This window comes from Sphingomonas sp. KR3-1 (assembly GCF_040049295.1).
Taxonomy (GTDB): domain Bacteria; phylum Pseudomonadota; class Alphaproteobacteria; order Sphingomonadales; family Sphingomonadaceae; genus Sphingomonas.
The window spans coordinates 147413-170887 of sequence record NZ_JBDZDQ010000002.1; the positions used below are offsets into that span (position 1 = coordinate 147413).

10 protein-coding genes are annotated in these 23475 nt (G+C 68.5%); 6 read left to right on the plus strand and 4 right to left on the minus strand.

Going from position 1 to position 23475, the window contains the following annotated elements; genetic code table 11:
- Nucleotides 1–80 precede the first annotated feature (80 nt).
- The gene (locus ABLE38_RS12695) at nt 81–14288 is read left to right on the plus strand and encodes a hypothetical protein (RefSeq protein ID WP_348974592.1); all 14208 of its coding nucleotides are present in this window, start codon (nt 81–83) and stop codon (nt 14286–14288) included.
- Nucleotides 14289–14357: 69 nt separating this feature from the next.
- Here ABLE38_RS12695 and ABLE38_RS12700 read toward each other — a convergent pair whose 3' ends face one another.
- Nucleotides 14358–15719 carry an alginate export family protein gene (locus ABLE38_RS12700; RefSeq protein ID WP_348974593.1) on the minus strand — a complete coding sequence of 454 codons (1362 nt, stop codon included), beginning with the start codon at nt 15717–15719 and terminating at the stop codon, nt 14358–14360.
- A 15-nt stretch (nt 15720–15734) separates the two neighbouring features.
- Entirely contained in the window at nt 15735–16430 is a 696-nt protein-coding gene (locus ABLE38_RS12705; RefSeq protein WP_348974594.1) for a DUF3313 family protein, read from the minus strand.
- Nucleotides 16431–16660: 230 nt separating this feature from the next.
- On the opposite strand from ABLE38_RS12705, the gene ABLE38_RS12710 reads away from it, so the two are divergent.
- Nucleotides 16661–17638 (plus strand): transporter, encoded by a 978-nt coding sequence (locus tag ABLE38_RS12710; RefSeq protein WP_348974595.1) that lies wholly within the window; start codon nt 16661–16663, stop codon nt 17636–17638.
- Nucleotides 17639–17888: 250 nt separating this feature from the next.
- Here ABLE38_RS12710 and ABLE38_RS12715 read toward each other — a convergent pair whose 3' ends face one another.
- Both ABLE38_RS12715 and ABLE38_RS12720 read right to left on the minus strand, forming a co-directional pair.
- A complete protein-coding gene (locus ABLE38_RS12715; protein WP_348975210.1) occupies nt 17889–18791 on the minus strand; it encodes a formylglycine-generating enzyme family protein in 903 nt (300 codons plus the stop codon).
- A gap of 50 nt (nt 18792–18841) precedes the next feature.
- A complete protein-coding gene (locus tag ABLE38_RS12720; RefSeq protein ID WP_348974596.1) occupies nt 18842–19504 on the minus strand; it encodes a DUF202 domain-containing protein in 663 nt (220 codons plus the stop codon).
- A gap of 210 nt (nt 19505–19714) precedes the next feature.
- Between ABLE38_RS12720 and ABLE38_RS12725 the strand changes: the two genes are divergently transcribed.
- From ABLE38_RS12725 to ABLE38_RS12740, 4 genes are all read left to right on the plus strand, one after another.
- Complete coding sequence (locus ABLE38_RS12725) at nt 19715–20542, plus strand: hypothetical protein (RefSeq protein WP_348974597.1); 828 nt, start codon at nt 19715–19717, stop codon at nt 20540–20542.
- 98 nt (nt 20543–20640) lie between these two features.
- Nucleotides 20641–22176, plus strand: coding sequence for an arylsulfatase (locus ABLE38_RS12730; protein ID WP_348974598.1), 1536 nt, complete (start codon nt 20641–20643; stop codon nt 22174–22176).
- 84 nt (nt 22177–22260) lie between these two features.
- Nucleotides 22261–22617 (plus strand): UrcA family protein, encoded by a 357-nt coding sequence (locus tag ABLE38_RS12735; RefSeq protein ID WP_348974599.1) that lies wholly within the window; start codon nt 22261–22263, stop codon nt 22615–22617.
- Nucleotides 22618–23409, plus strand: coding sequence for a phosphatase PAP2 family protein (locus ABLE38_RS12740; RefSeq protein ID WP_348974600.1), 792 nt, complete (start codon nt 22618–22620; stop codon nt 23407–23409). It abuts the gene before it with no gap.
- Nucleotides 23410–23475: the final 66 nt, after the last annotated feature.

Consider the following 23475-nt stretch of genomic DNA (forward strand, 5'->3'; position numbering starts at 1 on the left):
CTGGCCTAAGGAATTCCCAATGTCTGTCGTGTGTCCGCGAGTCGGAGACGCGTGTTCAATGGGGTTCGGGGGCTTTCAGAATGATCGATCGTGGCAATGGTGCGCGTGCGTCCAAGTCGGTTTCGGTGCGCGTGGGTCGTGAGGCGCTGCTGCGCAAGGCACTGCTCGGCTCGACCGCGCTGATCGGCGTCACGCTGGCGACGCCGGCGCTGGCCCAATCGACCAGCCCCGCGGGCGGCGGCACGATCTCGGGCTCGGGCACCTATGCCAACAACACCGCAACCGGCGGCGGTGTCGCCGTGACGAACACGCAGAGCTCCGGCATCACCATGGCCGGCGTCACGATCGCGAACACCGGCGGTGGCGCGGTGGATGCCTATCAGCAGGCCTCCGCCAATGGCCAGAGCGCGGTCCTCTACACCACGGGCACCAACACGCTTTCGACCACCCAGAGCAACGCCAATGCGTTGTCCATGTTCGCGTCGAACGGCAACCTGACCTGGGCGATCGGGCAGAACGACACGAGCTCGGTGACCGATCTCACCGGCAGCTATGGCGCTAACTTTATCGCCAACGGCTTCATCAACGTGGTCGATTTCGGCACCGTATCGAGCCTGCGCAACATCACCGCCAACGGCAGCGCCGTAACCGGCATCTATGCCAACTCGACCGGCTCGCTGGTATCCCTGTCGCTGAAGGCGCCGACGATCACCGGCTTCGCCACCGGCATCTATGCGAGCGGCAATACGGGCGCAGTCGTCACCACGACTGGCGGCACGATCAACGCGACCGGCACCGGCATCTCCGTCGCCGGCGCGGGCGTCAATGTCGATTCGCAGTCGGCGATCACCGCGCCGATCGGCATCGATGCGGCCAGCACCGACGGCGCCACCATCACCACCAGCGGCGCGGGCACGATCAACGGGGGCAATTACGGCATCCGCTCGGTCGTTTCGGCGGGTACCAGCCCTACCGTGATCACTGTCGGTGCTGCAATCGGCGGCTCGACCGCCCCGACGACGGGCGTGGACGCCCGCGCCAACGGCACCTCGACGGGCACGGTCAGCATCACCAACACCGCGGCGATCACCGCCACGGGCAATGCGATCTACACCAGCAGCAACGCTACCAGCGGCAACGTGCTGAACCTCAACGCCAACGTCACCGGCAACGGGCTGGCCGCGGTGCAGGCGGTCGGCCAGGGCTACACGATCAATGTCGGCGCCGCCGCGACGGTGACCTCCGGCACCAATAACGGCCGCACGATCCTGGTGCAGTCGGGTGACGCCACGCTCGTCAATGCGGGCACGATCTCCAATACCAGTGCCACCGGCAACTCGGCGGTCCAGTTCGGCCAGGCCGGCACCGTGACCAACACCGGCACCATCTCGACGGTGGGCAGCACGATCGCCGTGAGCGCTGGTACCGGGCTTACCCTCACCAATTCGGGGACGATCGCGGCCGGCGGCACCGGCATCTATGCGGGTGGCACCGGCAACGTCTCGATCACCAACCTGTCGGGCGGCTCGATCACCGGCAATGGCGGCGGCGGCGGCGCGGCGGCGATCGCATTGTTCAACAGCGGCGGCGGCACCAACACGCTCGACCTGCGCGCGGGATCGACCACCGGTGGGGTGACCTCGATCGCCGGCGGCGCCACCACGGTGACGCTCGCGGGCACGATGACCGGCAATTACAACGCCGGCAGCAGCACCGGCGTGAACACCTTCACGCTGGCCGCGGGCGGATCGATGCAGGGCGCCAGCTTCGGCTCCGCCAACGACGTCTTCAACTGGAACGGCGGCACGATCGCAGGGGCGCTCAATGCCGGCGCTGGCACTCAGGACAGGCTGAACGTTGCGCTGGGCGCCGGCAATTCGGCGACGCTGGGCAGCTATAGCGGTTTTGAGCAGATGTACCTCGCCAGCGGCCATCTGACCGTTGGAAGCATCATCGACGGCTATTACTGGACGATCAATGGCGGCACGCTGACGCTGGACGGCAATTACTCTACGAGCGACGCTGCATCCGTCGCGGTGGTGAATGCTGGCGGCACCTTCGAACTGGCGACCGGGCGCACGATGACCAGGGTCAATGCCGTCACCATGGGCGGCAGCACCATCATCAACCATGGCAGCTGGACCGGCTATAACTATGGTGGCGGTACGACCGTCTATGACGGGCCGATCACTTCGAACAGCGGCTTGACCCTGACCAACGACGGCACGCTGCAGAGCGCCGACCTGGACTATTCAACCGGCGTAAACCTGCGTGCCGGCACCAACAGCATCACCAATAGCGGCCTGATCGCCGGCGGCGCGGCGGGGACAACGCGGATCACCACGGGCATCCGCCTGGAAAACCCCACTAGCACCAGCATTACCAATCTGGCCGGCGGCACGATCCGCGGCGCGATCGGCATCGAGAGCTCCGGTCTTTATGGGTTCTCGCTGACCAATGCCGGCACGATTTCGGGCACCAGCTATGGCATCCGGACCGGCAGCACCGTTGCCGGGGCCGCCACCACCATCACCTCCACCGGCACGATCACCGGTGGGACGGGATCGATCCTGCTCGCCGCCGCGGGCGCGCAGACGGTGAACCTCAACGCCGGATCGACCACCACGGGCACCATCTTCGGCAGTGGCACCGGCGCACGCACCGTCACGCTCACCGGCCTGCTGACCGGCGGCTATGACGCGACGGGCGGGGCCAACACCGCGGTCGACAACTTCACGCTGGCCGCGACCGGCAACGTCACCGGCGCGATCGCGCTCGGCGACGGCAACGACACCTTCACCTACCAGGGCGGCACGCTCGGCAGCACGGTCGACGGCGGCGCGGGCTCGGACGTCTTCGCGGTGGACCTCGGTTCGACGACCAACAAGACGCTCGATCTCACCACCCTCTCTTCCACCCTCAGCAATTTCGAGGCGTACAACCTCGTCACCGGCAACCTGACCCTCACCGGCAGCCGCAGCGGCGGCGCGGGCTGGACCGTGGCGGGCGGCAACGCGACGACGTTCATCCTCAACGGTTCGCTGACCAACATCGCGGGCACCGCCGTTACGCTGACCACGCCCGACCTGATGTTCGTCCAGTCGGGCGCGCAACTGAGCGCGACCGGCGACGTCATCTATTCGAGCGGCACCGGCAACAACATCCAGAACAGCGGCACGATCACCTCGGGCACCGGCGCCTCCTCGGCCATCGCGATCGGCAGCGGCACGGTCGATAACTATGGCACGATCACCTATGCCGCCGGCGGCTCGATCACGACGCAGGGCAATGGCATCCTCGCCAGCACCAACCAGCTCTCGCTGGGCAACCACAGCGGCGCGACCCTGATCGGTCGCTGGGACGGCGCGCGCGCCAACAACGGCGCCTACGTCGTCAATGACGGCCTGATCCGCGGCGATCGCTTCGCCGGCGTCGAGATCACCGGCACCAGCGTCGTCATGAACAACAACACCGGCCGTATCTACGGCGCGACTGGCGAAGGCGCGGGCCTGCTGATCAACAGCGGCGGGGTGCAGGTCACCAATGCCGGCCAGATCGTCGGCACCGGCACCGCGGGCATCTACAATGGCGGGGCCGGCCTGCTGGCCGTCAGCAACTCGGGCACGATCGCGGTCGGCACGCTCGATGGCTCGAACAACTATGTCACGGGCGGCAGCACTACCGCGATCCGCAGTGGCAACGCCACCATCACCAATAGCGGCCTGATCGAAGGCCCGGCGGGCGGCATCATCACCAGCGGCGCGCTGACGCTGACCAACACCGGCACGATCAACGGCTTCGGCATCGGCACGCCGAACTATGACGGCATCAATGTCGGCGGCGTCGCATCGATCCTCAATGCGGGCCTGATCTCGCAGTCGACCTACGCCGCGATCTACACCAATGGCGGCGGCACGGTGACCAACGCCGCGGGCGGCACGCTGGCTGGCGGCAATGGCGGCGCGGGCGGCGTTGCGGTCAGCCTCGGCGGCCTGGGCGGGACGTTCAACAATTACGGCACGGCGACCAGCGCGGGCGGCAATGGCGTGGCGACCGGCAGCAACGGCGGCACGATCAACCTGTTCGCCGGCTCGACCACCGGCAACATCACCGGCGGCAGCGGCAACGACGTGCTGGCGATCTACAACGGCCAGGTGAACGCCAGCGCGGTCACGCAGAACTACAACGACGCGGTGACCGGCGCGGCCGGCACCGTGACGCTGCAGAACAGCGGCACGCTGGCGGCGGCGGCGTTCGGCGCGATCGACCTCGGCACGGGCAACGACACGCTGCAGCTGCGCGGCAACGGCAGCGGCGCGCAGGCTGGCAGCTTCTCGCTCGCCACCTCGACCGGCGCGGAGACGATCACCAAGCTCGACGGCGGCACCTGGACGCTCACCGGCGCGGCGATCACGCCCGGAATCCGCATCAACGCCGGCAACGGCAACCCCTCGGGCACGCTGATCTTCAACGGCACCAGCGGCCTGACCGGCACGGTCTATGTCAACGGCTCGCTGGTCGTCGCCAACACCGCCGGCGCATTCGGCACCGCTACGGTCCACATGGCCGATCCGACCGTGCAGTTCGCCGCTTCGGGCATCTATTCCAATCCGTTCGTGCTCGACGTGGGCCTGCCGCTGAACGGCGATCCGAGCGTCTTCAACAACACGTCCGGCGGCATGGTCTCGCTGACCGGCACGATCACCACCGGCAGCGGCACCAATGCAGCCGGCCAGACCATCGATGCGTCGCAGAGCGTGACCTTCTCCGGCGGCATCTTCAACGTGACCAACACCGGCAACAGCTGGACCGGCGTTACCACGATCAACAGCGGCGCGACGCTGCAGGGCTCGACCAGCTCGATCTCGGGCAGCAGCATCGTCGACAACGGCACGCTCGCCTATAACCAGTCGACCACCGGCACGGTGGCCAGCGTGATCTCGGGCACCGGCCAGCTGCAGGTCAGCGGCACCGGCATGGTCACGCTGACCGGGTTCAATACCTACACGGGGCTCACCAGCATCAGCGGCACCGGCACGCGCCTGCAGATCGGCAATGGCATGGGCAGCGGCCGGATCGCCGGCACGATCTCGGTCGGCTCGGGCTCGAGCGTGATCTTCTCGCGCAACGATGGCTACAACTTCGGCAGCCCGATCAACGGCGCCGGCGACGTCCAGGCGCTGGGCACCCTGACGCTGGGCGGCGCGATCACCAGCACCGGCAACTTCTACATCGACTCGGCAACGGGCGGCACGGTAACGCTGAGCGGCTCGCGCAGCGGCGCAAACGCCAGCGGCGTGACACTGGCCGGCTCGGGCAACACGCTCCGTGTCAGCGGTTCGGTCGCCGGCGGCCAGTATGTTGGCGTGCGCCTGGGCGGCACCAATGACGGCGTCGACAATCTCAGCTCGATCACCAACACCGGCACCGGCGGCGATAGCGGCTATGGCGCTGCGATCGCCGTGGTCGCGACCAGCGGCACCTCGACGATCAACAACGGCTCGGCGGGCAACTCGAACGCAACGATCAGCGGCCAGAATTCCGGCATCAACCATGTCGCCTCGGGCGGCGTCGTCGCCACCGGCGCACTAACGGTCAACAATTACGGCCTGATCGCCGGCAACCTCTACAACGCGATCGAGAACCAGAGCGGCTCGGGCAACCTCTCGATCAACAACTACAGCACCGGCCGGATCGTCGGCCAGGGCAATGCCGGCGGCGGCAACGGCATCGGCATGGGCGGCGCGGGCACGCTCAGCCTCTCGAACGCCGGCCTGATCGTCGGCCGCTCGAACGGCATCGCGACCGCCAGCACGGTCAACATCACCAACAGCGGCACGATCGAGACCGGCACGCTCACGCTCGGCACCAGCGGCACGCTCATCGCCGGCGGCGGCAACGGCATCCAGGCCTTGGGCGGCACGATCACCAACCAGGCCGGCGGCGTGATCCAGGGCTCGTTCCTGTCCGGCAGCGGCGGTGACACCAATGCAATCACCACTACCGCGGCGACGATCGTCAACAATTCGGGCCAGATCCTCGGCACCGCGATCGGATCGACCTCGACCGCGCGCACCTACGGCGTCTCCATCACGGGCGGCCTCGGCACGGTGACCAACTATGCCACCGGCCTGATCACCGGCGGCTGGAGCGGCGTTTTCATTAGCAGCAGCAGCGGCGGCGCGGTGACCAATACGGGCACGATCGCCGGTTATCTGTTCAGCGGTGTCGAGGGCGCCACCACCATCACCAACAATAGCGGCGGCCGTATCTTCGGCGTCGGCTCGGGTGCGACGTTGGGTACGGGCGGCACGCTGAACAACAGCGGCCTGGTCGCCGCGGCGACCTATAACTCCTCGGCCAACACCTACACCGCGAGCACCGGCACCGGCGTGTCGCTGACCTCGGGCACGGTCATCAACCAGTTCAACGGTACGATCACCGGCGCGACCGGCGTCAGCGCGACCGGCACGCTGGTCTTCAACAACAGCGGCGGCACGATCACCGCATCGACCAATGCCGGCGTGAGCGTGGCGGGCACCGACAGCCAGCTCTACAATTCGGGCACGATCACCGGCGGCAGCAACGCCACGCAGGGCTATGGCGTGCGCTTCAGCAGCACCGCGACCGGCACGCTCAACAACCAGAGCGGCGGCCTGATCAGTGGCGGTGTCGGCGGTGTCCTGGCGGGTGCGAACGGCATCTCGATCGACAATGGCGGCGCCATGGTCGGCCTCAACAGCGGCAGCCGCGGCATCTACTACTCGACCGGCAACGCCATGATCACCAACCAGATGGCCGGCGTGATCGTCGGCCAGGGCTGGGGTATCCAGGTCGCCACCACCGCGAACATCAACAATACCGGCTTCATCGGCTCGGGCACGCTCTCGGGCGGCACCACCGGCACCTTCACGGTGAACGCCACCGGCAATGGCGTGGTCTTCAACGGCGGCTATCTCAACAACACCGGGACGATCATCGGCGGTAATTACGGCGTCGCCTCGGGCGGCTCGATTGCGGCGAACATCGGCAATGTCGGCGCGATCACCGGCGGCACCTATGCGATCTACCTGACCGGCAACAACGACGACACGGTCAGCCTCTTCTCCGGCTCGACCACCAACGGCGCGATCGCGCTCGGCAACGGCAACGACACGCTCTATTGGTACGGCGGCAGCTTCACCAGCATTGACGGCGGGAACGGCAGCGACCGCTTCGTCGCGAACATCTCCGGACCGGCGACGCTGGACCTCTCCACCATCACCGGCTTCGAAGGGCATAACCTGACCGGCGGCGCTACGCTGACGCTGACCGGCACCCAGGCGCCGACCGACGGCGGCTGGACCGTGAACGGCAGCACCCTGGCGCTCGGCGGCACCGCGAAGCTCGAGATGACGGGCACCGGCGTGACGCTCAACGACGCGAGCGCGAGCCTGACCGTCAACGCCGGCGGCCAGCTGATCGCCCACGACGACAATGGCGTCGCCGCGTACGCTGGCGGCAGCGTGACCAATGCCGGCCTGATCAAGTCGACCGGCGGCTTTGACGGCGTGATCACCAATGGCGGCACCGTCGACAACCAGGCCGGCGGCCGCATCATCGCGGCGGGCAACGGCGTCAGGCTGCAGGCCTATGGCACCACGCTGACCAATGACGGCGTGATCGCCGGCGAGGTCAACGGCGTGATGGGCAGCGACGACTATCAGACGGTGAACAACACCGGCGTGATCGTCGCCGGCACTTCCAGCGATACGGCCACCCAATATTGGCAGACCAATCCCAGCTACACCACCGGCGACGGCGTGCACTTCATCGCCGGCGGCTCGGTGACCAACATCGGCGGCTACGTCAACGGCAGCACCACGGGCATCATCGTCGGCGGCGCCAACGGCGTGAGCATCTCGGGCGGCGCGGCGACGATCGTCAATTCGGGCACGCTCCAGGGCAATAGCGGCTACGGCATCTCGATCGACACCGCGGGCGGCCAGACCTCGACGATCACCAACCACCAGGGCGGCGCGCTCGTCGGCGGCACGGCCGCGGCGCTGCTCTCGGGTGACGGCACGGTCAACATGACCAACGAGTACGGCTCGTACATGTACGGCAGCATCGTCTCGACCGGCAACGGCACACGCAACATCGACCTGTCGGGCGTGGTCTATGGCGATTACGACGCCTCGTCGGGCGCGGGCATCGACAATGTCGTCCTGCGCAGCGGCTCGATCTACAACGCCAATCTGGGCGATGGCGACGACAGCTTCACCTATATCGGCGGCGGCATCTCCGGCATCGTCGATGGCGGCGCTGGCAACGACAAGCTGTTCGCCGATTTCGGCGCGGGCAACAGCTATAATGTCAGCCTGTCCAACTTCACCGGCTTCGAGAGCATCGGCCTCGTCTCGGGCGACATGACGCTGACCGGCACGAGCAACGATCCGAGCCAGGACATCTATGCGGGCGTGGACGGCAACCCCGCCGGCACGATCACCTTCGACGGCACCAGCGACCTGACCGGTGACATCTATGTCAATGGCGGCGCGATCCGCGCGAACACCGCGGGTGCCTTCGGCTCGGGCACGATCCACATGATCGATCCGACCGCCACCTTCGGTGCCACCGGCACCTATGGCAACAATATCAGCCTCGAGGTGGTCACCCCGTCCTCGGCCAACCCGTCGACGCTCAACGCCGACAGCGGTGTGGTCGCGACGCTGACCGGCGCGATCACCACCAGCGGCGCAGCCGGCGTCGATCCGGACCAGGACGTCACCTTTGGCGGCCAGGGCACGATCGTGCTGACCAACGGCGCGAACAGCTGGAGCGGCACCACCACGATCAATTCGGGCACGACGCTCCAGGGCGCCAGCGACACGATCTCGGGCTCGTCGATCGTCAACAACGGCACGCTCAACTATGAGCAGGCATTCGGCGGCACGGTCACGCAGGACATTTCCGGCAACGGCTATGTCAATGTGAGCGGCCTGAACGCGGGCAACACGCTCACCTTCGCGGGCACCAACAACATTGGCGGCAGCTTCACGGTGAACGACGCGTCGAACATCGCGTTCAGCGGCGCGACCGACACCGGCAGCGCCCAGAGCGTCGTCCTGGCCGGGGCCGGCAGCCGCCTCGACGTGACGGCGACGGGCAGCCTGACCAGCAGCAACGCGACCGGCGCCTATGGCGCGACGGTCGGCGCCTATGGCGCGGACCAGAGCGTCTACAATCTCGGTTCGATCACCGGCACCGGCACGGGCGGCACGCCCGCCATCTACTTCATGGGTGCCAACGGGCTGCTCGATAACAGCGGCGCGATCACCGGCGCCCGCGGCGTCTGGGTCGACGGCACCGACGCCCAGCTGATCAACCGTGCTGGTGGCACGATCACCGGCAACGATGGCTTCGCGCTGTATCTCGCCCAGAGCGCCACGATCGACAATTCGGGCACGATCCAGTCGCTCACCGCCAGTTCCGCCATCTACAGCATCGACTCGTCCGCGATCACCAACAACGCCGGCGGCCTGATCACCAGCCAGGGCACCACCATCGCAGTCTATGGTGTGGGCTCGAGCCTGGACAATGCGGGCAGCATCACCTCGACCGGCGACACCGCGATCTATCTCGCCAGCGACGGCACCCTCACCAACTCGGGCACCATCACCGCCGCCGGCACCGGCGTCGGCGTGCTGGCCAGCGGGAACGGCACCTTCACCAACCAGGCGGGTGGCTCGATCACCGGCGGCTATGCGGCCATGTATCTCGCCGGCGGCGGTCTGACGACGGTCAACCTCGACGCCGGTTCGACCACCGATCGCATCCTCTCCGTTGGCAGCGGCAACCGCGTGATCAACATCGCCGGCACGCTGAACGGCGGCTATGCCGGCGGCACCGGCGACGACGCGATCACGCTCGACACCAGCGCGGTCGTCAACGGCACGCTGGACGGCGGTTACGCGGGCAACAACACGCTGACCCTGATCGGCACCGGCTCGGCGACGCTCGGCGATGTGATGAACATCCAGAGCGCGACCATGTCGGGCACCGGCACCTGGACGCTTGGCGGCGCGACCGACATCGGCACCTGGCTGGTGACCGGCGGCACGCTCATCAGCAATGGCGGCTCCATCGCCGACACCGCTTCGGTCGATCTCTCGGGCGGCACGCTGCAGCTCAATGGCAACGAAGCCATCGGCATCCTGACCGGCACCAGCAACGTGTCGCTCGGCACGAACATCCTGGCGCTCACCAGCGGCACCGGCAGCTTCACCGGCAACCTGGGCGGCACCACCGGCGGCCTGCTGATCGACGGCGCGAACCTGAGCTTCGGCGGCCAGGCGACTTATGCCGGCCTCACCGAAGTGCGCAGCGGCTCGCTGGCGCTGACGCCGGGTGCAGCCTTCAATGCCACCTCGACGCTGCTGGTCGGCAGCGCCGGCACGCTGGATCTCGGCACCGCCGCCATCACGGTTGCCGCAGCGCGCCTCGACGGCACGCTGAACGGCAGCGGCACGCTGTCCGCGCACGACATCGAGCTGAACGGCGCGACCGTGAACGGCAACCTGGCGGGCAACACGCTCAACCAGGCCTCGGGCACCTCGCTGATCGCCGGCACGGTCGACATGGACGTGCTGGTGAGCGGTGGCACGCTGCGCCTCGGCGCCAGCGACCGGATCTCCGACGCCGCCACCGTGCAGGTGAACAGCGGCGCGACGCTCGACCTGCAGGGCGGCAACGACACGATCGGCGCGCTCGTCCTGAACGGCACGCTGGCCGGCACCGGCACGCTGACTGCCACGCAGTACCAGCTGACCGGCGCGACGGTGGACGCCAACCTGGGCACCGGGCTGCTCTACAACCTCGGCGGCACCTCGACGCTGAACGGCACCGCGGCGGGCAACGTCTCGGTCCAGGCCGGCACGCTGGCCCTCGGCGCGGCCAACCGCCTTGCCGACAGCGCCATCGTCACCGTCTCGTCGGGCGCGACGCTCGATATCGGCGGGTTCAACGACACCATCGGTGCGCTGGGCCTGAACGGCACCCTGGCGGGCACCGGCACGCTTACCGCGACGGAATATGACCTGAGCGGTGCGGAAGTGGACGCCAATCTCGGCGCCGGCACCGTTTACAATCTGGGCGGTACCTCGACGCTGAACGGCACCGCGGGCGGCGACGTCGCGGTCCAGGCCGGCACGCTGGCGCTCGGCGGATCGAACCGTCTTGCCGACACCGCCACGGTGACGGTTGCGAGCGGCGCGCTGCTCGACATCGGTTCGGCCAACGACACGATCGGCGCACTTGGTCTGAGCGGCACGCTCGCCGGCACCGGCACGCTCACCGCCGCGCAGTATCAGCTGACCGGCGCGACGGTGAACGCCAAGCTCGGCACGGGCACCGTCGTCAACATGGGCGGCACTTCGACGCTCAACGGCACTGCGGCGGGCAATGTCTCGGTCCAGGCCGGCACGCTGGCGCTCGGCGCGTCGAACCGCCTCGCCGATACGGCAACGGTCGCGGTCGCTTCGGGTGCGACGCTCAACCTCGGCGCGTTCAACGACACGATCGGCGTGCTGGGCCTGAACGGCACGCTGGCCGGCACCGGCACGCTGACCGCCAGCCAGTACCAGCTGACCGGCGCGACCGTGAACGCCAACCTGGGCGCAGGCATGGTCTTCAACCTGGGCGGCACCTCGACGCTGAACGGGACCGCGGGCGGCGACGTCTCGGTCCAGGCGGGCACGCTGGCGCTCGGTGCGGCCAACCGCCTCGCCGACACGGCGACGGTGGCAGTTGCCTCGGGTGCGACGCTCAACCTCGGCGCGTTCAACGATACGGTCGGCGCGCTCGGCCTGAGCGGCACGCTCGCCGGCACCGGTACGCTGACTGCGGCGCAGTATCAGCTGACCGGTGCGACCGTGAACGCCCATCTCGGCGCGGGCACGGTGTTCAACCTGGGTGGCACCTCGACGCTGAACGGCACCGCCGGCGGCGACGTCTCGGTCCAGGCGGGCACGCTGGCGCTCGGCGCCTCGAACCGCCTCGCCGATGCGGCGACGGTAACGGTGGCGTCGGGTGCGACGCTCAACCTCGGCGCGAACAGCGACACGGTCGGCGGTCTTGCGCTGAACGGCACGCTCGCCGGCACCGGCACGCTCACTGCGGCGCAGGTCCAGCTGAACGGCGCGACCGTAAACGCCAACCTCGGCACCGGCACGCTGGCCAACCTGGGCGGCGTCTCGACGCTGACCGGCACTTCGGCGGCGACCACCGTTCTCGCCCAGGCCGGCACGCTCAAGCTCGGCGCCAGCGAGCGGCTCGCCGACACGGCGATCCTCGGGGTCAACAGCGGCGCGACCTTCGATCTCGCGGGCTTCACCGAGACGGTCGGCGGCATCGCCAACGGCTCGAGCGGCGGCGGCACGCTGGCGCTCGGCGCCGGCAAGCTGGTGGTCACGGGCAATGCCGATCAGGGCTTCTCGGGCAACATCACCGGCGCGGGCGTGTTCGAGAAGCAAGGCACCGGCCGCCTGACGCTGGCCGGCACGCTCGGCATGACCGGGCGGATCGACCTGACCGCGGGCACGCTGGCCTATTCGGCGAGCAGCGCCGGCGGCCTGCGCGTCCAGGGCGGCACGCTGATCGGCGGCGGCACGATGACCGGCAACCTGACGATCGCATCGGGCACCTTCTCGCCGGGCGGTCTCACCACCGGCCTGCTGGGCAACACGATCCAGCCGATCGGCGCGTTCACGGTGGGCAGCCTCAACGTGACCGGCGGCAACCTGTTGTTCGACTTCGGCGGCGCGGGGTTCAACTTCGCCTCGGACTCGATCAAGGTGACCGGCGCGGCGACGCTCGCGGGCGGCACGGTGACGGTCAACTCGCTCAGCCAGGCGGCAAGCGACTATCGCTTCAGCCAGCTCTACACGATCGTCCAGGCGGGCAGCCTCACCGGCACCTTCGGCAACGGCTCCACCTTCACCACGGTGGCGAACGATCCGAACCTGAAGTGGCGCCTGCGCTACGACCTGGTCGCCAACGCGGTGGTGCTGCAGGTCCAGAAGGGCATCGACTTCTCGGCCGACGTCCCCGCGGGCAGCGGCAATCCCAACAGCGCCGCGGTTGCCGCTGCGCTGACCAACTCGACCACGGGCTCCGGCGCGTCGGACGAATGGTCGAACGTGCTCAACACGCTGGCGGCGCTCACGCCGGCCCAGCGCGTGGCGAGCTACAACACGTTCAGCGGCGAGGCGGTTGCCGACACCAGCACCGCGACGATGCAGGCCAACATGCTGTTCGCCGACCTGCTGCGCCAGCGCATCGGCGACGGCGATCAGCTGACCGGCACGGCCTTCGCCCAGTCGAGCATGGGTGACGTCCGGGTGGCGGCGACCAAGGTGGACAACAAGTTCGCCAGCCAGCTCGTCGCCGGCAGCGACGGCGAGAGCCGTTCGGGCGGTGGCCTGTGGGCGCAGGGCTTCGGCAGCTATCAGCAGATGGACGGCCAGAAGGGCACGCACGACTTCAACTCCACCGTGGCGGGCATCGCCACCGGCTTTGAAGGCCGCAACGGCGATCTGACCGCGGGCGTGGCCGGCGGCCTCACCCAGGTCGACGGCAATGTCGATGCGCTGGCCTCGACGCTGAGCGGTACGCTCTACCAGATCGGCGGCTATGCCAGCTTCGACAACGGCCACGCCTTCGTCAGCGCCTCGGGCAACTATTATGCGGGCGATTTCGATACGACCCGCACGGTCAGCCTCGGCGGTGCCGCGCTTTCGGCGCGGGGCAGCTTCACCAACAGCGGCTATGCGTTCGGCGGCGTCGCCGGCTATCGCTTCGAGCTGGGCAACAGCGTCCGCCTCGTCGCGGTGGCGAGCGCCAACCAGACGCATGACGGCCGCTCGGCCTTCACCGAGAAGGGCGCCGGCGGGCTTAACCTGTCCGCCGCCGCTTCGGGCCGCGACCTGTTCACGGCCACCGGCGAGCTTCGCCTCGGCCAGTGGATCAAGACCGGCGCGAGCACGGCGATGCCCTATGTGACGATCGGCGTGCGCTACAATGCGGGCGACCTCGACACGGTGGGCAACATGCGCTTCGCCAGCGCCCCGGTGGGCACCGGCGCCTTCCAGGTCACCGGCGCGCGGGTCGCGCCGTGGATGGGCACGGTCGGCACCGGCATCGACGTGAAGGCGAACGACACCGTCCGCATGGGCGTGGCGCTCGAGGCAGCCAAGGGTGACCACGTCACCGAAGGCCGCGCCTCGGTGCGCATCAAGATCGGCTTCTAAAGGAGCCGTAACGCGGCGCGGGGTACGGAATCCCTCTTTCCCCCGCGCCGTGTTTTACCTTTCGCGGCCTCAGAGCGCGATCGACAGCGCCAGCGCGACATATCTGGTGTCGCCGGCAGGCGGCGCATTGGCGGCGTCGCGCAGCAGCCGCGCCTTGGCGAGCCAGGCGCCGTCGAGCTCGAGCTGCAGCCGGCTCGGGATCAGCCACCAGCGCAGCCGGCCCTCGACCTGGTGCCCGGCGAAGCTGCCCAGCGTGCCCATGGGATCGCGCACGCCGGTGGTGGAGAAGCTGTCGGCGGTGGTGGCCGACCACATCGGGCGGTAGGACAGGAAGGCGTCGATCCGCTTCGACGGCGCTGCCTCGACCCGTACTTCCGGGCTGCTGATGTTGGCACGCCCGACCGCCGAGTAGATCGCGCCGGGGCCGAAATCGGTGCGCCGGGAGCCGTAGAGCGTGTCGAACCGGCCATAGCCGCGCGCCGGCCCGTCGCCACTGACATAGTCATAGCCAAGCTCGACGCGCAGGCCGGCCGTGCCGGGCAGCGTATAGCCGATCTCGGCATGGACGAACCAGGCGGCGACGTCGAGCGCGGCCGCCGCGGGGCTGGTGTCGGCGCGGATGACGCCGAGCTGATAGGCGCCCTCGACCTCGTAGTCCGGCGCGCCGGGCGCCGGCGCACGGGCGATGCGCGCGTCGATCGTGTGCAGGTCGCGGTTGCGGTTGGGCTCGCCGGGGCGGTCGCGCTCGCGCAGGCGGAAATAGCCCAGCTCCAGATCGGTGCCCCGCCACTGCCAGGCGGCATGCCCGCCCCAGAGCTGCAGGTCGAAGCTCTCGCGGTCGAACGCCGCCTTGTTTTCCAGCACCGAGGGTTGGTCGTCGGGGAGGTGGACCTGGGGGAGGACGTAGAACAGGTCGAACGTGGCGCCGCCGGCCTTGATCGTCGCGAGCGCGCCGGTGAAGGCGCTGGCGGTGTTGCGATAGTCGTGCGCGGCAAGCAGCCGGCGCGCGCCGATATCGAACTTGATCCGGCCCAGCCGCAGCCTGGCGCTGCCCTTGTCGGCAAGCGGCAGGTCGAGCCCGACATAGGCCTGGACCAGCTCCAGCGCATCGACTTCATTGGCGCTCACCGCGCCGCCGGCCTTGCCCAGATAGGCACGGCTGTCGCTCAGCTCGGCGCCGACGCGGAAGCCGCCGGTGCGGTATTCGCCGTGCAGCGTGGTGCGGATGCTGAGCAGCTGGTCGTCATCGGCGATGCCGGCACGCGCCTGGCCGGCAAGCCCCTCGTAGCGTATGCGCATGCCGGCATCGATCGAGAAGGGCGGCGTCTCCGGCGCGGGCGGGGCGCCTTCGTCGGTTACCACCTGCGCCGCAACGGGGCGGGCGAGCACCATAGCGAGCAAGGCGGCAGGCGCGAGGAGCGTGGCGCGCATCGCCACCGCGCTCCGTCACTTCTTCAGCTTGCCGGCGGCATCGACGGGCGACAGCGTCTTGAGCTCGGCGAGGCCCTTCACGCTGGTATCGGCCCATTCGGTGAAGAGCTGCTCGAACGCGCCGGCATTGGTGGCGCGGTTGCGGATATAGGGGCCGAAGTCGCTGGTCTCCTGCCCGTCGACCGCGCGGCCGAGCAGCTGGCCGCTCAGCGAGTCCCGCGCCTCGACCACCAGCACCGCGCCGCCTGCCTCATGCGTATAGGTGCGGGTGATCCCGGGGGAGTCGGTGTCCGGCGCCTCGACATCGATGTCGAGCACCGCGGTGCTGAGCCGCAGCACATCGGCGGCAGGGGCGGTCACCACCTGATAGCCCGCCTTCTGATAGGCCTTCACGAACAGCTCGTTGAAGCCCTTCTGCGCCTCGTCGAGGATGCGGCGGGCATCCTCGTCAGTGATGTGCACCCCGGTCACCACGTCGCTGGTGTCGCGCTGCCAGTTTTTTCGGAAGGCGACCTGGGTGGGGTCGATCATCACCTTGGTGTAGCCGCGGAAGTCGGCGCCGGGCAGCAGATAGGCGAGATCGACCTTCTTGGCCTTCACCCGCACCATCCCGTCCCAATTCTCCGGTGCCTTTTTCTGCTGCGCGAGCGCGGGGGTCGAGAGGCACAGCAAAGCCGCCGCCGTCAGGCCCGCGATGAGTTTCCTGGCCATGGCCGTATCCCGAGGTTGAGCGGCGAGGATGCGGGGAAGCCCCGCCCGCCACCATCGGGGCAAACCCGCGCCCGGGCGGGGGAGCTTCCATGGCCCGCGGCCGCGGCGGGGCGCCTGGCGGGCGGACGGGGCCATCGGAATCATCCACCGGCGCCGCGCGGGTTTTCCCCGATTCAGGCGCGTGCGGGCGGTTGCTAGGCCCGGTGGCGACCCCAGGCAGGAGCGCCACAATGACCGGAAAGCAGCAGCTTACTCTCCTGACGGCGACCGCGCTGGCAGCGCTCGCGGGCGGCGCGGCGCGGGCCGACGAGAATGGCGCGAGCGTCTATCTGCTGGGGACGGGCGGCCCGGGCACGGCGATCGCGCCGCCGCTCGAGGGCATCTATCTCGACAACACGATCTACATCTACACCGGCGGCACCAAGTCGACGCGCGACTTCAAGATCGGCGGCAACCTGGTCACCGATGTCGACATGACGCTGCCGGCGGACTTCCTCACGCTGCTGGCGGTGCCGAGCACCAACTTCCTTGGCGGCACGTTGGGGATCGGTGCCGCGCTGCCGGTCGGCGCGCCGATGATCGATGCCTCCGCGGTGGTCACCGGGCCGCTTGGCCGCGAGATCGGCATCCGCCGGCACGATGCCAACATCATCGTCGGCGATCCGCTGGCGGTTGCCTCGCTCACCTGGAAGAGCGGCAAGTTCCATGCGCAGCTGAGCGGCATGGTCAACATCCCCGTCGGCTATTACCGCGAGGGTGCGCTCGCCAGCCTGTCCTTCCACCGCTGGGCCGAGGATGTCTCGATCGGCGTGACCTATCACGACGAGGACCGCGGCTGGGACCTGAGCCACAAGGTCGGCATCACCTTCAACGGCCGGAACACCGCCACCGACTATGACTCGGGCAACGACCTGCATGTCGAGGCGTCGATCGAGAAGATCCTGTCGAAGAAATTCTCGCTCGGCGTGCTCGGCTATCATTTCGAGCAGCTGACCGGCGACAGCGGCAGCGGCGCGACCCTGGGGCCGTACAAGGGCAAGGTGAACGGCGTGGGCGGGACAATCGCCTATAACACCGTGCTTGGCCGCGCGCCCTCGACCTTCCGGCTGAAGGTGATCCAGGAGTTCGGCGAGAAGAACCGGCCCAAGGGCACCGCCTTCATGCTCGACCTGGCGCTGCCGCTGCACATGAAGATGCCCGGGCGCTAAGGTCGGGCGTTCCTACATCGCGCGCGAGGCCGACTCGGCGAAGTCCACAAAGTTCACGCCAAGAGCGCGTTTTCGCGGCGCTTGAGTTGACACACTTCCCGCGAACGCCCCGCATCTCGCAATATCGTTGCGCGAACGCGATCCTATCTTTCCAACATTGCAAAGAGCGGCCGGGTGGAGGCCCGACCGGAGGAGGGAAACAGGCGAAATCCTACATTGCAAGATGCACTGTCGGGACACGTCGGCGCGGCTAGGGCCGCAGGACGCAGCGAAAGCCGATATGCGAGGTCGAGGTGTCGACCGGATGGGCGTGGCGCGCCGCGGGACGGTAGCGCCGGCAGTAGTTGGGCGCGCAGAGATGCGATCCGCCCTTGAGCACACGCCGGGCGATCGGGATCGGTGCGCCGGGCTCGACGCTGCCGTCGCGGCTTGAGGGGTGGGTTTCGACTCCGCAGCAATTGCGGCTCTGCACGCTCGGCGTCGACCACCAGTCGGCGGTCCATTCCCAGACATTGCCGATCATGTCGACCAGGCCGTACCCGTTCGCCGGATAGGCCCCGACCGGCGAGGTGCGCAGCCAGCCGTCCTCGAGGCTGTTGGCATGGGGGAAATTGCCCTGCCAGCTGTTCGCCATATGCGCGCCATCGACCAGGAAGCTGTCGCCCCAGGCATATTCGGCGCCGTCGAGCCCGCCGCGCGCGGCGAATTCCCATTCCGCCTCGGTGGCGAGATCGGCGCCGGCCCAGGCGGCATAGGCCTCGACATCGGCGAGCGCGACATGGACGACGGGGTGATCCTGCAGCGCCTCGATGCTGCTGTCCGGCCCGGTCGGGTGTCGCCAGTCCGCGCCGGGGACCAGCGCCCACCATTGCTCGACCGATCCGCGCGAGTCGATCGGGGCGGAGGGCAGGGTGAAGACCAGCGAGGCCGGCACCAGCATCTCGGGCAGGGCGCCGGGATAGTCCTCCGGGTCGGGGGCGATCTCGGCGACGGTGCGGTGGCCGGTAGCGGCGACGAAGCGTGCGAAGTCGCGGTTGGTGACCGGGGTGCGGTCGATCCAGAAGCCGCCGACCCGGGCGGGGCGCAGCGGACGTTCCTCGGGATAGTGGCGGTCCGACCCCATGGTGAAGCTGCCGCCGGGGATCCACACCATGTCGCGTTCGGGCGGGCCGTCCAGGCCCGGGCGGACGAGGTGCGGCTCCATCAGCCGAACGCCTGCACGCTGGTCAGGATGCTGAGCACCGCGAGCACGCCGACCGCCAGCAGCAGGACCGCCACCACCAGGGTGAGCGAGACAGGATAGTCCATCTCGCCGTGGAGCAGCTGCGCCTTGACCAGTTCCTTGCGCAGGCGGCGCAGCTCGAGGGCGAACTGGATGTGGCGGGCGATGCCGCCGATCAGCAGCAGCACGCCGAGCACGATCAGCGCCAACCCGAAGTTGCGCGGTGCCGCGGCGTTGTGGATCGTGCCGGCGTCGCGGAGCTTGGCGAAGACCTGGGCCAGGGTGAAACCGAAGCCGATCAGCGACAGCGAGGTGCGGATCACCGACATCAGCGTGCGGTCCGCGCTCATCCGGGTGCGCTGCACCGACATGCCGGTGCGTCGCATCGACAGGTCGGTTCGGTCGGTCGACAGGTGCGTGCGGTGCTCGGACAGGTCGGTCCGGTGGGTGGACAGGTCGGTCCGGTATTCCGAGAGGTCGGTGCGGTGCTCCGAAAGCCCGGTGCGGTGCCGCGACAGGCCGGTGCGGAAGTGCGAATAGGCAGTGGGCACCTGCTCGCCGCTCATGCCGCTGGTGTCGGGGATCTCGGGGACGGGGCCGGGGGAGAAGCGGTCCGGGCGCTTGGGACCAGGCAGGTCGCTCATCGAGGGGAATCCTTTCGGCTGCCCGGGCATCTTCTCCAAGCGGGCGCCCGCCGCCCATCGGGATGAACCCCGGCTTCGCGGCAAGGGCGACCCCGATGCGGCCCCCGCCGCTTTCTCGGGGAAAAGCGCGGATAGCGCTCGGGGTTGGGCCCGATGGGCGGACGGGGCGGACGGGACGAGACTTGGCGGCCATTTCCGGAGGAACCGCCGATGCTCAGGTCCATGCTGTCCTTCGCCGCCCTGGCCGCGAGCCTTCCCGCTGCGGCGCAGACCGGCGTTCCGGAAGCCGCTCCGCCCGACGCGCCGCCCGCGCAGGCGGATGCGGCCTCACTTGCCGAGAAGGCGGCCAATCCGATCTCCGACCTGATCAGCGTGCCCTTCCAGAACAATTTCGACTGCTGCTTCGGGCCCGACGGTGCGGCGCGCTACACGCTCAACATCCAGCCGGTGATCCCCACGCCGCTGACCGACAGCCTGCACCTGATCGTGCGGACCATCTTGCCGTTCATCTCCGAGGGGACCAGCGCCCCGGGCAACCTCGGCGGCACCGGGCTGGGCGACACCACGCAGAGCTTCTTCCTCAAGCCCGCGACCGGCGGCGGCCTGACCGTCGGGCTGGGCCCCGTGTTCGTCTATCCGACCGGCAATTCCGATTTCGGATCGCATAAATGGCAGGCGGGCCCGACCGGGCTGATCCTGAAGCAGACGCCGAGCGGTTACACCATCGGCATCCTCGCCAACCATCTCTGGTCGATTGCCGGCAAGGACGACCGGCCGAACACCAGCAACACCTTCCTCCAGCCCTTCTTCAGCAAGAACTTCAAGGACACCACCAGCCTCGGGATCAACACCGAGACGATCTATGACTGGAAGCGCAGGCAGTGGACGGTGCCGGTCAACCTGACGCTGGGGCGGATCGCCAGGATCGGCAGGCAGCCCGTCCAGATCGCCGCGACCGGCAAATATTACGCCGTCAGCCCGACCGGCGGCCCGGAATGGGGAGCGCGGCTGACGCTGACTTTGCTCTTCCCCGAATGACCGGGAAAGTCCCTCCTGCAAGGCGGGGTTAGTGCCGATGTCCCGGCCAGCGCGCCGGCGTCAGGGTCCGGGCCGACTTCCACCAAGGAGACTCGGTCATGGCGAAGAAGCCCAATATTCTGGTGATCTGGGGCGACGACATCGGGATCAGCAATCTGAGCTGCTACAGCCATGGCCTGATGGGGTATCAGACCCCGAACATCGATCGCCTCGCCAAGGAAGGCATGATGTTCACCGACAGCTATGGCGAGCAGAGCTGCACCGCCGGGCGCTCGAGCTTCATCACCGGACAGAGTGTGCTGCGCACCGGCCTGTCCAAGGTCGGCGCCCCCGCCGCGCCGGTGGGGATGAGCGAGAAGATCGTCACCATCGCCGCGCTGCTCAAGGAACAGGGCTATGCCACCGGCCAGTTCGGCAAGAACCATCTCGGCGACCTGAACCACATGCTGCCGACCAACCACGGCTTCGACGAGTTCTTCGGCAACCTCTACCACCTCAATGCCGAGGAGGAGCCGGAGATGTACGACTATTATCCGGACAAGGACTTCCCGGGCTTCAAGGCGAAGAACGGCCCGCGCGGCGTGGTCCATAGCTGGGCGACCGATACCGACGATGCCACCACGCATGCGCGCTGGGGCAAGGTCGGCAAGCAGAAGATCGAGGAGACCGGGCCGCTCAGCGTCGCGCGCATGCCGACGGTCGACGACGAGTTCGAGGCGGCGTCGAAGGACTTCATCAAGCGCCAGGTCGACGACGACAAGCCGTTCTTCGTCTGGGTGAACTTCACCCATATGCACATGTTCACCCATACCAAGCCCGAGAGCCTGGGCCAGGCCGGCCGCTGGCAGTCGCCCTATCACGACACGATGATCGACCATGACAGGAATGTCGGCGCGCTGCTCGACTATCTCGACGAGCTCGGCATCGCCGACGACACCTTCGTGATGTATTCGACCGACAACGGGCCGCATCGCAACTCGTGGCCGGATGGCGGCATGACTCCGTTCCGTTCGGAGAAGAACACCAATTGGGAAGGCGCCTTCCGTATCCCCGAGATCGTCCGCTGGCCGGGCAAGATCGCGGCCGGCAGCGTCTCGACCGAGATCGTCCAGCATCACGACTGGCTGCCGACCTTCCTGGCGATGGCCGGGGCGGCGGACGTCGTCGAGAAGCTCAAGACCGGCTACCAGGCGATCGGGCGGACCTACAGGAACCACATCGATGGCTTCAACCTGCTGCCCTATCTGACGGGCGAGGTCGACGAGGGGCCGCGCAAGATGTTCGTCTATATCAGCGACGACGGCGACATACTGGGCGTGCGCTACGACAATTGGAAGGTCGTGTTCCTCGAGCAGCGGCTGCCCGGCACGATGCAGCTCTGGGCCGAGCCCTTCGTCAAGCTGCGCCTGCCCAAGCTGTTCAACCTGCGCACCGACCCGTACGAGTTCGCCGACATCACGTCGAACAGCTATTACGAGTGGTTCCTCTACCACGCTTACATCCTCTACGGCGCCTGGGGCCTGGCGGACCAGTTCGCGGCGACGTTCAAGGATTTCCCGCCGGTCCAGAAGCCCAACACCTTCACCATCGACGATGCGGTGGCGAAGATGGCGGAGGCATCCGGCGGCGGCTGAGCTCCCCGAACGGGGCGGCGCAACCCCTCGCGTCGCCCCACCCCGCGAAGCTGCCCGCATCCCTGCTTTCAACGGGAGGTTGCCATGACGCTTGCTCACCACATTGCCTGCTGCGTCGCCGGATCGCTGCTGGTGCCGGCCGCCGTGCTAGCGCAGAGCCAGGACGACCGGAACTCGATCACCGTCACCGCGCCGCGCCATGGCGGCAGCCCCGGCGACATGACCGATACCGTGGCGCATTCGGTCAAGGTCGATGTCTCCGACCTCGACCTGACGACCGCCGCCGGGCTGGCGGCCGCGCAGACGCGGTTCGGCGCCGCGGCCAGGAAATCCTGCGACTGGCTCGACGCGCATTACCCGGTGGTCGACAGCACTTCGGGCTGCGTGAAGGACGCAGTCGATCGCGCGATGGCGAGCGCCCGCGCGGTCGCCGGGCAATAGATGCGCACGCCGCTCGCGCCCGCGCTGGCGGGAGCGCTGCTCCTGCTGACGAGCGGCGCCGCGTCGCAGGATGCGGCGCCGGCGACCGCCAAGCCCCTGCCGCAGGGCTATCTCGCCCGCAGCGACTATCCCGACAGCCTCGCGCTGCTGCCGCCGCCGCCCGAGGCCGGATCGCCGGCCTTCGCCCGCGACGAGGCCGTGAGCGCGGCGATGACGCGGCCGCCGGGCAGCCCGCGCTGGACCCAGGCGGCGCGCGACGCGGACCTGGACTTCGCGCACCTGGCGCAGACCTTTGCCTGCGCGGCGGGCTTCGCGCCCGATCCCACGGCCACGCCGGTGCTGTTCAAGCTGCTCGGCAAGTCGGCGGTCGACATCGGTCTGTCGACCTACAAGGCGAAGACGCACTACCAGCGCACGCGGCCCTTCATGGCGCACGGCAACGCGACCTGCTTCCCCAAGGACGAGGCGGCGCTGCGCAGCGACGGCTCCTATCCTTCGGGGCATAGCGCGATCGGCTGGGGCTGGGCGCTGATCTTCACCGAGATCGCCCCGCATCATGCCGATGCGATCCTCGCGCGCGGGCGGGACTTCGGCGAGAGCCGGCTGGTCTGCAACGCGCATTGGGAAAGCGATGTCGAGGCGGGGCGGGTAGTCGCCGCCGCGGCGGTGGCGCGACTGCATGCCGATCCGGGGTTCCGCGCCGACCTGCTCAAGGCGAAGGCGGAGGCGCTGCGCGCGCCGCTGCCGGCCGAGGCTGCCTGTGCGACCGAGGCGGCGGGACTGCGCGGCTGAACGCTCGGGCAAAGTCCCGAGGCTTTCAGCGGGTTTCCCCTGATTGGAGTGGCCCGGCGCGCGCGC